Source organism: Streptosporangium sp. LJ11, from assembly GCF_051918945.1.
GTDB lineage: Bacteria > Actinomycetota > Actinomycetes > Streptosporangiales > Streptosporangiaceae > Streptosporangium.
The window spans coordinates 122,971-134,388 of sequence record NZ_JBPXMB010000017.1 but is presented as its reverse complement, the minus strand read 5'-3'; the positions used below and the strand labels follow the sequence as shown (position 1 = coordinate 134,388).

8 protein-coding genes, 1 pseudogene and 1 riboswitch are annotated in these 11,418 nt (G+C 66.5%); of the genes and pseudogenes, 5 read left to right on the top strand and 4 right to left on the bottom strand.

Annotated features, from left to right (window positions below; translation table 11 throughout):
- Window positions 1-49: 49 nt before the first annotated feature.
- The 3 genes from ACTOQ3_RS24950 to metE form a co-directional block, all read right to left on the bottom strand.
- On the bottom strand, window positions 50-556 hold the full coding sequence (locus ACTOQ3_RS24950) for a lytic polysaccharide monooxygenase auxiliary activity family 9 protein (RefSeq protein ID WP_440085761.1): 507 nt from the start codon (window positions 554-556) through the stop codon (window positions 50-52).
- Between the two features lie 646 nt (window positions 557-1,202).
- Complete coding sequence (locus tag ACTOQ3_RS24945) at window positions 1,203-2,000, bottom strand: SAM-dependent methyltransferase (protein WP_440085760.1); 798 nt, start codon at window positions 1,998-2,000, stop codon at window positions 1,203-1,205.
- Between the two features lie 294 nt (window positions 2,001-2,294).
- Window positions 2,295-4,520, bottom strand: coding sequence for a 5-methyltetrahydropteroyltriglutamate--homocysteine S-methyltransferase (gene metE, locus ACTOQ3_RS24940; protein ID WP_440085759.1), 2,226 nt, complete (start codon window positions 4,518-4,520; stop codon window positions 2,295-2,297).
- 110 nt (window positions 4,521-4,630) lie between these two features.
- A riboswitch (cobalamin riboswitch) is annotated at window positions 4,631-4,841 on the bottom strand.
- Between the two features lie 185 nt (window positions 4,842-5,026).
- Between metE and ACTOQ3_RS24935 the strand changes: the two genes are divergently transcribed.
- The 5 genes and pseudogenes from ACTOQ3_RS24935 (at window position 5,027) to cutA (ending at window position 10,115) form a co-directional block, all read left to right on the top strand.
- The gene (locus ACTOQ3_RS24935) at window positions 5,027-5,761 is read left to right on the top strand and encodes an NUDIX hydrolase (protein WP_440085758.1); all 735 of its coding nucleotides are present in this window, start codon (window positions 5,027-5,029) and stop codon (window positions 5,759-5,761) included.
- Window positions 5,758-6,876 carry a 5'-methylthioadenosine/S-adenosylhomocysteine nucleosidase family protein gene (locus ACTOQ3_RS24930; RefSeq protein ID WP_440085757.1) on the top strand — a complete coding sequence of 373 codons (1,119 nt, stop codon included), beginning with the start codon at window positions 5,758-5,760 and terminating at the stop codon, window positions 6,874-6,876. The genes ACTOQ3_RS24935 and ACTOQ3_RS24930 overlap by 4 nt, the downstream gene beginning before the upstream one ends.
- A 68-nt stretch (window positions 6,877-6,944) precedes the next feature.
- Entirely contained in the window at window positions 6,945-8,855 is a 1,911-nt protein-coding gene (locus ACTOQ3_RS24925; protein WP_440085756.1) for a hypothetical protein, read from the top strand.
- 15 nt (window positions 8,856-8,870) lie between these two features.
- Window positions 8,871-9,713 (top strand): annotated as a pseudogene (locus ACTOQ3_RS24920) (replication initiator).
- An 84-nt stretch (window positions 9,714-9,797) separates the two neighbouring features.
- A complete protein-coding gene (gene cutA / locus ACTOQ3_RS24915) occupies window positions 9,798-10,115 on the top strand; it encodes a divalent-cation tolerance protein CutA (protein WP_440085755.1) in 318 nt (105 codons plus the stop codon).
- A gap of 809 nt (window positions 10,116-10,924) precedes the next feature.
- Here the strand turns inward: cutA and ACTOQ3_RS24910 are convergent.
- Window positions 10,925-11,257 (bottom strand): helix-turn-helix domain-containing protein, encoded by a 333-nt coding sequence (locus ACTOQ3_RS24910; RefSeq protein ID WP_440085754.1) that lies wholly within the window; start codon window positions 11,255-11,257, stop codon window positions 10,925-10,927.
- Between the last annotated feature and the right edge of the window lie 161 nt (window positions 11,258-11,418).

The following is an 11,418-nucleotide window of genomic DNA, read 5'->3' as shown; positions in this document are numbered from 1 at the left end:
CGGCCGGATCGGGTCTTGAGGTCACGGATCGCGGATCGCGGATCGCGGATCAGCGCTGCAGGTCGACGCAGGAGTAAAAGGCGTTGGCGGTGTCGGCGATGTTCCAGACGGCGAGGATCTTCAGACGGCCGGTCCTGCCACCCAGGTTCACGTTGTGCGAGACCGTGGCGCCGGGCTGCCTGCCGCCGTCGTTGAACACCGCGATCCGGGTGTTGCCGACGTAGTACTCCCACGTGCTGGTGGCGTGGCGGGCGGTCAGCACCCAGTTGAAGGTGACCGAGTTGCCCACGCTGGTGGCCGGCCAGCCCTTGCTCTCGTCGCTGAGCTGGGAGAACCGGGCGATGTTGGCGTGGCAGTTCCGCAGGCCCTTGGGGCCCTCCACGCTCTGGGGCTCGTAGATGATGTCGCCGCAGTTGGAGACCCGGCCCTGGGCGCACATGGCCTGGCGGCTCGGCGGCGACGAGATGTAGCCGTGCGCGTTGGCGGGCGAGGCGATGAACACGGTCGAGGCGACGGCGATGATCGCCATCGCGAGGAAGGTGACCGTTCTGCGCATGTCCTGCTCCTTCGCTGGGGGGTGACTCGAATATAAAAGAAAGTTTCCTAACAGTAAACATTCGAGTCATGAAATATTCGGAAGCCGGTCAGGCGCGACGGCCCCTTCGGCCGGGCCCCGGGAGCGGCGGTTCTCACGGTTGGCCGCCCGGTCGCTCTTTTCGGGGATGACGGCCCTGATGTGGCGTCGGCACAGATGGCCGCGGTTGTCGCGGGAGGAACGGGAGGGAGCAGGCCTTGTCGGCGGCCGCCGCGGCAGGGCGGGTACACGGGCGGCCGGACCTTGATACGAGCCAGGACGGCGCGAAACCGCGCGCTGTCCCCGCTTGCCCCACGGTCAAACGGTCAACGCTTGCCCCACGGTCAAGACGAAGGACAGCGGACGACATCGCCGGCCGACCGGCAGGTGGACCTTGCCGGTCACCCACCCCGAGAAAGGCCGGGCTGCCCACGGGCAGCGGCCCCGCCGATCATCGTCTGCGAAGGAGGTGCGCCCGAGCTCGGCGCAGATCGTGTGGACGGCGTCGACTCGGGCGGCCGGCAGGTGGGTGTGCTCGCGCGGCGGGAAGGTCTCCCCCGGCCGTTTCGTGAACCTGGAACGGATCACCATCGGGACCCGGTGGACGTCTCCCGAAGGGACGCGACCCCTACGGAACTCTCGCGACCATGCCGAAGATGCCGGGTTCCGCGAGGTCGGGGATGGGGTCGAAGTCGTCCTCGGGGCGCCAGCCCTGGACGGGGACGATGCCCGGAGCCAGGAGCTCCAAGCCCTCGAGCCACGCGGCCATGTCCGCGCGGGTGCGGCCGACGACGGCTCCCTGACGGGTGCGGCCGTACAGCTCCTGGCCCTTCTTCGCCAGGTCTCCGGTCAGCTCGCCGGGGTGGCCGTGGGAAATGGCCACGTAGCTGCCGGACACCAGCGGGCGACGGATCTCGGCGATGATGCCGGCCGCCTCCTCGTCGTCGGGGATGAAGTGCAGGACGGCCAGCAATAACACTCCCACCGGCTGGGTGAAGTCCAGGTAGTCGTGGACCGTGGGGTGCCGCAGCAGGGCGGCCGGGTCGCGGATGTCGGCCGGGACGACCACCGTGCCGGGGTTGTCGGCGAGCAGCGCGCGAGCATGGACGAGCACCACGGGATCGTTGTCGACGTAGACCACCCGTGAGCTCGGCGCCGCGCGCTGGGCCACCTGATGAACGTTCTCCTGCGTCGGCAACCCGGCGCCGATGTCGAGGAACTGGCGGACGCCCGCGTCGACGAGGGTGCGCACGGCCCGGCTCAGGAAGGCACGGTTGGCCCTGGCGTTCTCGCGCGCGTTCGGCACGGACTGGAGCACCATATCGGCGGCTTCACGATCCGAGGCGAAGTGGTCCTTGCCGCCCAGCAGGTAGTCGTATATGCGTGCCGCGCTCGGCACGGTCAAGTCCACGCCCGGTATATCCATGGACGAAAGGTTAATGAATCAAGCTCCTTCATCGGCGTTTTTCGCGCAAAGGCTGGACATCGGTCCCCGGCCGCCCGAGCGAGGTCTGCGCGCTCGCCAGGAGTCAGCCGTTCCGGCATGCACGACCTCGGCCGAACGTAGAGGCGCTCGATCAACGATCTTCTGCACCGGCCCGCCTGGCGACGCCGCGACGCAGGACCCCGGCAAGCCACGAGACCGGCCCCTGCCTCCGAGGCTCGATCATGTGGCTGAAGCTCCTCACCCCAGCCACATGATCGAACCTCTGAACCGGCTCTAGACCGCTTCCGCGCGGACACGCAGGGCAGCCTCGACCATGTTCCTGAGGCTGGCCTCCGTCTCCGGGTAGTCGCGGGTCTTCAGGCCGCAGTCGGGGTTGACCCAGAGCAGGGCCGGATCCACCGAGGCCGCGGCCGTACGCAGGGCGGCCTCGATCTCCCCGACCGAGGGCACCCTGGGCGAGTGGATGTCCCACACGCCGGGCCCGATGCCGCGCGCGTAGCCGAAGGCGCGCAGGTCGTCCAGGAGTTCCATCCGGGAGCGGGCCGCCTCGACGCTGGTCACGTCGGCGTCCAGGTCGCCGATCGCGCCGATGATCTCTCCGAACTCCGAATAGCACATGTGGGTGTGGATCTGCGTGCTGTCGGCCACCCCGCTGGTGGCCAGCCGGAACGCGGCGACCGCCCACTCCAGGTATGCCTCGTGGTCGGCCCGCCGCAGCGGCAGCAGCTCCCGCAGCGCGGGCTCGTCGACCTGGATGATCCTGATGCCCGCCGCCTCAAGATCGCGGATCTCGTCGCGCAACGCCAGCGCCACCTGCCTGGCGGTCTCGCCCAGTGGCTGGTCGTCGCGGACGAACGACCAGGCCAGCATGGTCACCGGGCCGGTGAGCATGCCCTTGACCGGCTTCTTCGTCCGCGACTGCGCGTAGGAGGCCCAGCGCACCGTCATCGGCTCGGGACGGGAGACGTCGCCGAACAGGATCGGCGGGCGGACGTAGCGGCTGCCGTACGACTGCACCCAGCCGTGCTCGGTGGCGGCGTAGCCCTCCAGCATCTCGGCGAAGTACTGGACCATGTCGTTACGCTCGGGCTCGCCGTGCACCAGCACGTCCAGGCCGATGTCCTCCTGCAGCGCGATGACGCGGTCGATCTCGGCCTCCATCCTGCGCTCGTACCCGGCCCTGTCGATGTCGCCCGAGCGCATGGCGGCGCGGGCCTGGCGCACCTCGCCGGTCTGTGGGAAGGAGCCGATGGTGGTGGTGGCCAGCGGCGGCAGGCCCAGGTCGGCGTTCTGCACGGCGAGCCGCTCGGCGTGCGGGGCGCGCGGGCTGCCCTCGCCCAGGGCATCCAGCCTGGCTCGCACCCGGGGGTTGAGGAACCGCTCGACGGTCCTCTCCCCCGCGACGACCTCCTCGCCGTTCAGCGCCCGGCCGATCCGTACGACCTCGTCGACCTTCTGCCTGGCGAAGGCCAGCCGCTCGCGCAGCCGCGGGTCCAGCGAGGTCTCGGCGTCCAGGTCGAGCGGGACGTGCAGCAGCGAGCAGGAGGTGCTCACCACCAGCCGGTCGCTCAGGCCGAGCAGCGCGGCGCAGGTCGCCAGCGCCTTCGCGATGTCGGTACGCCAGACGTTGCGGCCGTCGACGACCCCGGCGACGAGGGTCTTGCCGGGCAGCCCACCGGCGGCGGCCAGCGCCTCCAGGTTGCCGGGCGCCGAGACGAAGTCCAGGCCGACGGCCTCGACCCGGCTGCGGGCCAGGATCTCCAGTGCGGGCCCGATCTCGCCGAAGTAGGTGGCCACCAGCAGCCGGGGGCGGCTGCTGAGCTCCCCCAGCCGCGCGTAGGCCCGGCGCAGCGCGGCCAGCTCCTCCTCCGTATGGTCGGCGGCCAGTACCGGCTCGTCCAGCTGCACCTCGGCCACCCCCGCCGCGGCCATCCGCTCCAGCAGCTCGGCGTAGGTCTCCAGCAGGCCGTCCAGCAGCCGCAACGGCGCGAAGCCGGGCTCGGTGGACTTGGCCAGCAGCAGGAACGACAGCGGCCCGACCAGCACCGGCCGGGTCTCGACGCCCAGCCGCCGCGCTTCGGCGTACTCGGCCAGCGGCTTGCTCCAGTCGAGCCGGAACCGGGTCTCGGGGCCCACTTCCGGAACCAGGTAGTGGTAGTTGGTGTCGAACCACTTGGTCATCTCCAGCGGTGCGACCCCCTCGGCGCCGCGGGCCATCGCGAAGTACGGGTCCGCGGCACCGGAAAACCGCTCGGGCACCGCGCCCACCATGACGGTGGTGTCCAGCACGTGGTCATACAAGGAGAAGGTGTTGGACGGCACCGCGTCCAGCCCCGCCTCCGACAGCTTCCGCCACACTCCTTGCCGCAACCCGGCGGCCGTCTCCTGCAAGCCGGCGGCGTCGACCCGCCCGGCCCAGTGATCCTCCGTCGCCCGCTTCACCTCGCGACGGCCCCCGATACGGGGATAACCCAAAACGGTCGTGGTGACCTTGCTCATGGCGTCCTTCCCTCGGCTCATGCCATGCCGACCCACGGCCACACGGAAGGAACACCCAGGAAAAACCCATCCCAGGCCCTCCCACGAGACCACGGATCACCGCACACCGGACGGCGCACGAGCGGCTGGCAGGTCTTCGGACTCGCGGGCATCACACACACTCCTACTGACCGTCGCTTCCCAGATGACACGCACCCAGTGCCGATGACGGCGTTCGTTCCCACTCACCGCTGCGGGGCAGTCCCGGAATCACACCGGGTTCCCTCTTACGACTCCCGACACCAACACGGCACCGGGAGAACCAACCGCGCCACGAGCATAACCCGCCCCCACCCCCACCGGACCGGGACGCCACCCAGCGGATCGATGAGGCAGGGATCACCTTCGATCACCCGGCCGCGCGCTCATCCCCATCAGCGTGAAGTAACCCTCAGCGGACCGTGGCTGTCTAGAACTAACCATTGCGCTACTTTCTGTCAAAGTGACAGAAATCTAATGTCGCCTCCATGAGCGATGACCGATGGGAGCCACCAGCCGTCCTGCTCGCCGTTGACCTGGTGATCCTTACCTTGCGCGAATCGCGCCTGCACGTGCTCCTCGTCGAGCGTGGCATCGAGCCGTGCAAGAGTGCCCAAGCTCTGCCAGGCGGCTTCCTTCAGCATTCGGGAGAGAGCCTCATCGAGGCGGCTCACCGGGAGCTGGCGGAGGAGGCCGACCTGGATGTCGAGACACTCCGCCTTGAGCAACTCGGCGTCTATGACGACCCTGGCCGTGACCCTCGCGGCCGGGTGGTGAGCGTTGCCTATCTGGCCATCGCCCCTCGGCTGCCCGAGCCGATCGCCGGGACCGACGCCGCCCGCGCAGGCTGGCAATCCACCGACCGGGTGCTTTCCGGAGCGTTGAAGCTCGCTTTCGACCACCGGCACATCGTCGCGGACGGCGTCGAGCGCGCCCGCGTCAAGCTTGAGCATTCCGCACTCGCCACAGCCTTCTGCAGGCCGACCTTCACGATCACCGATCTCCAGGACGTGTACGAGGCGGTATGGGGGATGCCACTCGACCCCCGCAACTTCTACCGCAAGGTCCAGAAGACCGAGGGCTTCATCGTCTCTGCCGGTTCGGCACGGAAGGCCGCGACCGGACGACCGGCTCGGCTGTTCAAAGCCGGCCCTCGCGATGTTCTGAACCCCCCGATGATCCGGCCCACCGACTCGCCAAACGGAAAGGAACCAACGCAGTGAGCCTCGTCGTGATCCTCACCGCACTAGACCTGGAATACCAGGCGATCCGAGAGAAGCTGATCAACCCGCGCCTGCACCGACACCCGCAAGGCACCCGCTTTGAGGTGGGCCGACTGGCGGACGGGCGATCCCGGGTGGCCCTCGCCCACGTCGGCAAGGGCAATCACTCCGCGGCGGTGCTCACCGAACGCGCCATCGCCGAATTCCAACCGGCCGCTCTCCTGTTCGTGGGTGTGGCCGGCGCGCTGCATCCGGACATCGCTCTCGGAGATGTGGTGGTGGCCACGCACATTTACGCCTTCCACGGTGGGACCAGCGAGGATGACCGCTTCAGGAGCCGTCCCCGCGTCTGGGAGACCTCGCACGCCGCCGAGCAGATCGCCCAGCACCTGTGCCGCAGCGGTGCCTGGGGCAAGGATCTCGATTCCCGCCCGGATGTGCACTTCGGGCCGATCGCCGCAGGAGAAGTGGTCCTGAACTCCCGGCTCTCCTCACACGCCCGCTGGATTCGCGACAACTACAACGACGCGCGGGCGATCGAGATGGAAGGCGCAGGCGTGGCGCAGGCCGGGCAGCTGAACCGAGCGCTGCCGGTGGTCGTGATCCGGGGCATCAGCGACCGAGCCGACGGCACCAAGGAGACCACGGATCGCGAACGGTGGCAGCAGCGGGCAGTCGCCAACGCGGCCGCGTTCGCCGCAGCTCTCGCCGAAGAACTGTCCACCGAAGAGCCCACGAGAAGGAGCTCCACCATGCCCGACACGACCAGGAACATCGCGAAGGGGAACGCTCGCGTGGGAGTGCAGGCAGGTACCGTACACGGCGGCATAAGGATCTCTCCCGAACCGTCCAGACCGACGGACCTGCCCGAAGCGCTGCTCTCCTTCCGCACCCGGCTCCAGCAGGCACGGGCGGCGGAACGTTTGGACGAGGTGACCTACAAGGCGGCGGAAGCGGAACTCGCCGTGGCCGACCAAGCGCTGAACACGGAGACGCCGGACCGGAAGAACATGCTGACGCTGGCGCTCAAGAAACTACGCGGACTCGTCGGTGATGTGGCCGAGCTGGCGGCGGAGCTGACAGTCATCATCGCCCTTGCCCAGGCCCTGTCATGACAGAACCCGGGCACCACGGCGGCAACGTGGCCGCGGGTTCCGCTCAAGTCGGAGTGCAGGCCGGGACGGTGCACGGCGATGTCGTTTACATGACGACACCACAGGACTCACCGGAGACCAAATTCCGGACGGGTGTCTCCTTCCTGCAGGGGCGCATGCCGAAACAGGCCCGGCAGCTCATCCGCGAGGCAATGACCGACTACACCACCAACGAGGTCTGCTTCTACTGGCTCCTCGCCATGGTGAGCGGCCGGACCCGGCACGAGTTGAACAAAGACGAGACCGTCCAGCTAAGAGACAGGAGCGCCATCCTTCGGCTCTCGGGCGAGGACGCGTGGCGGGACGGCGTACGGATCATCGACCGTCTCCTGGAGTCGGCCGGTAAGGCCGAGGCGGACATCCGCGTTGTGGTCAAAGAGCTCGACGCGCTACGCGAACCGCAACGCGGCCTGATCCTGGAGCACTTGGAGCTGTACCTCGACGGCCCGATCGAGGACCATCTGTGGCACCGGGCGCTGTCGAAAGCCAAAACGGACCAGATGGCCAGCGACCGGGAAGATCGAATCTGGAAATTCTTCCATCCCGTGCCAGCCGTCCCCTTGCCTCGAGAGCCGCGGCCATCCGGCATCCCTCTGGGGACCTGGGTCCAAACCGTAACGACGACGGCTGTGCTTCTCGTGACGACAGCCCATCTCGGCTATCTGGTCCTGAGGAGCGGCAGCGTTCCCTCGATGCTCGCCTACCTGCTGGCTGTCACCGGCGCCTTCGTCGGCGTACGGAACGCTGTGGACTGGCGCTTTCGTGTCGTACGCTGCCACGCCAAGAACAGGGAGTATTTAGGGTTCGCGACCGGTACACCGCCTGGCGGCTTTGCGAAGAGGGCGAAGCACCGGATAGACCACTACTTCGCCATATACCTTCCGTCCGGCGTGGACCGAGACGCCTGGCTGGCACAGACCAAGGGGATCCGCGGGAGCCTCTGTGAGGAGATCGCTGAGGTTTACGCAGGGATCCCGGGCGGAGTCGAGAAGGTCGCCTGGCTTATCCGGCACCGAGCGAGCGACGTCAGCACCCGCCACAGGAAAGGCACACTGTGGAATTACCGCGAGGAACTCGCGACGCCTCGGCGAACAAAGACGCTGGCGATCCTCGGACTTGCCACCCTCACAGGTGGGGGAGGTTTGGCCACGAGCGGTGCAGCGCTGATCGACCCTCTGCGGACGATCGGCATGATGCTCGTCCTACTGATCGCTGGGTGGATCGGCGTCCGCACGGGGCTGCACATCGTCCTGGAGCGCCGCCGGTACGCCGCCGACAGAATTGAAAACCTCCGAACCTGGGAGGCCGACAAGATGGCTCTGGCTCGATGGCGCGCGAAGCTGGCCAACAAGCCCTCCGACAAGGAGATGGCCGCCTGGCTGGACTGCGACCGGAAAGTGCTCCTAGAAGAGGCTCTGCGCCACTATCGGTTGACCATGAGCGGCGTCATCGCCTACGCCTTCATCGAAGCGCCCGCTCCGTCGAGCGCACGCGCGCGGGTACGCAACGGGCCATGGCGCTACAAGAGATACAAGCTTCTGGTCTTCCTCATCACCCAGGAAGGAGTACGTCAGCTCAATGTCACACTCGACTCCTTGAATGGCACGTTCCATAACCGCCAGCGGCTCAACTATCGCTTCGAAGCGGTCGCCTCCGTACGAGTGAGCGAGGCAGACAACGGCGACCGCACCTTCCAGCTCACGCTTGTCAACAGCGATGAGATCACTGTCCCGGTGAGCCAAGGGATGGAGGAGCTTCAGCTGGGAGAAAATCCCGGAGAGGTGGCCGAGGTGACATTGGACGCAGCAGGACTCGCCCATACCCTCCATGTTTTGGAGGGAATCGCCGCGGAAGGAAAAGGCTGGGTCGAACAGCAGGACAAACGCACGGGCAATCTCCTGGGTACCTTGAACGACTCCGGACCCCCTCAAAGCTCATGACATGTCGCCTCGGCCATGCGCTTGCCCTTGGCCGAGGCCCAAGCACTCCCGGCTGTCATGGCTTGGCAGCTCTGCGTACCTCGTGCTCACCCGCGCGAAGTGCTTCGCCTGTCGTATGCCAAGGTCGCCGAGTACCAAGCGCGCGGTCTGGTCCACTTCCACGCGGTGATCCGCCTCGACGGCCCGGACGGTCCCGACTCCCCTCCCCCAGGCTGGGCAACCGTCCCGCTGCTGGACACCGCGATCCGGCAGGCCGCCGTACAGGTCGTCCCGGCCTCGAAGCAGTCGCCGGACGCTCCTCCGCCGGTCCTGCTGCGCTGAGGTGATCAGCTCGACGTGCGACCGGTCTACCTCTCCACCGACCTGGACGGCGTGAGTGACCAGCGGGTGGCCTCCTACGTGGCCAAGTACGCGACCAAGGGCGCCGAGTCGGCGGGAACGGTGGACCGACGCATCCGTGACGTTCGAGACATCGCCCGACCGGACGTGACCGAACACGCCCGACGCATGATCCTGACCTGCCTCGCCCTGAACCGCCTGCCTCAATACCGGCTACTCCCGCTGCGGCACTGGTCGCACATGCTGGGCTACCGGGGCCACTTCTCCACCAAGAGCCGCTACTACTCCACCACCCTCGGCGAGCTACGCCGCACCCGTGCCGACTACCGGGCCGCGCAAGCCCGGATGATCCTCGGCCTGCCCGACCCTGCCGAAGAGATCACCCTCACCCTGTCCGAGTGGCGCTACGCCGGAAGCGGCCACCGACACGGCGAACCCTTCTGGGCGGAACTGGCCCGGCAACGCATCGCCACCGCTCGCAAGATCGCCAAAGAACCTGCTCATCCTGAAATGGAGTGATCTCATAAGGATGCGTTCCAGTCGTCCGGAAGCCGTCTTCACTCTTCTGTGCCGGATCCGGGGAAGTGATCCAGGCTTGGCCACATGACTGGCTACCTTCAGGTTTCGACCACAGTGGACAGCCGTGATGCGGCGATGAATCTTCTCAGATCTGCCGTTCGTGCGAAATTAGCAGCATCGGGCCAAGTCTTCGGGCCTGCGCAGTCTGTTTTCTGGCATGAGGGAGAAATAGGCGAAGGGGAAGAGTGGCAGATCTTCCTGAGGACGACTGTGGAGCGCTACCCGGACTTGGAGGCACATTTGATATCCGAGCATCCGTGGAACAACCCTGAAGTGACCTTCACATCGATTGACGGTGGGTCGGCCCCGTATTCGGAATGGCTGAGCAAGACGACGGCGTAGCCATGCGGTCGAAGAGTTCGGCAACGGATGACAGCGACCTGTGATCCTCAAGTCGCTCAAGAACGGCACTGACGCGCTGGCGTGGACGAATCGACGCGACATCCACGGAGAGGCTCAGCGACTGACTCAAGGCGGCGGATGCGCGTTCGATCTCCCCGGCGTCTAGATACGCTTCCGAAAGCCAAGTCGTATAGAGGGACTTGTCCCGGGCGTGGGTGTCCTCGTATTTCGAGAGGGCATCCTCAAGAACGGCGATGGCCTTAACGGGTTGATTCAGCGCGACCCAGCACCGTCCTGTCATGATCTGAAGTTCGAGCCGGTCAACCCAGAGTGCCCACCTGGATTCGGCTCACCACTGCTCTCCTCAAGCGCCCTACCGGCTTCTTCAAGAGCTCTTTCGACCTCAACCTGGCATCTCTGCCCTTCAAACGCGTACGCCCACGCCGCTCGCTCCAGCAGGAGTGCCCTGACCTCAGGGGGAGTCCCTCGCTCCGCCACCCGGCACGAAGCATCCGCTTCCTGAATCCCCGGAGAGCCATAACTTACTTTCTGATAGGCCAGGAACGCCGGCGAATTGGCAAGAAGGGCGGTGTCTCCGGCATCGGTGGCGGCCGACAAGCTTTTCTTGAAAAGCCGCCTCGCCCTCTTGGCCCATCCCGCGTCGAAGGCAGCCCATCCCGCCTGCTGCGCTTGCTCGCTGACCACGCTTAGCAGCGCTCTTCCCGTCTTCTCCGTATAACTGGCCTCGCTGACGAGTGTGCTCGTTCTCTCAAGTTCAGCAGCATAGGGAGGATAGGTTTCGGCACCACCTAGATAGTCGTCGATTCGACGTAACCGCGCAATGCGCTTGCGAAGCGAAACGACAAGCTCATCATTGACGCGTCGCCCCCGAGAGAGAAGGATAGGCCGGTCTCGTTGAAGAAGCCGGTGATGAGCTCGGGTCCTTTGGAGGCCAGCGCCGCGGTTCCCCCGGCCTGCCAGGTGCGATACCAGCGGCTGGCCGACATCGGCGAGACCCGCAGCAACCGCGCCACCTCGGCCTGCGACGTTCCCTGCGCGAACATCTCCGCCGCCTGCAGTCGCACCGCCTCACGTCGCGCTCGGTCTTTGCCGGTCAATTCACCGCCTTCGGGATATCTCATAACTCCGGCATACCGAACGTGAGGTCATCCAACGGCCATAAATCACCACTGATGATCTAACTCCCGAGCTTCAGCCTCAGTAATGGCACGGCGATCAACTCGTGGCCTGGTCTTGTCATGAGGTGCTCACGGCGTTCTACTCCTCGACTTACATTTCGGAG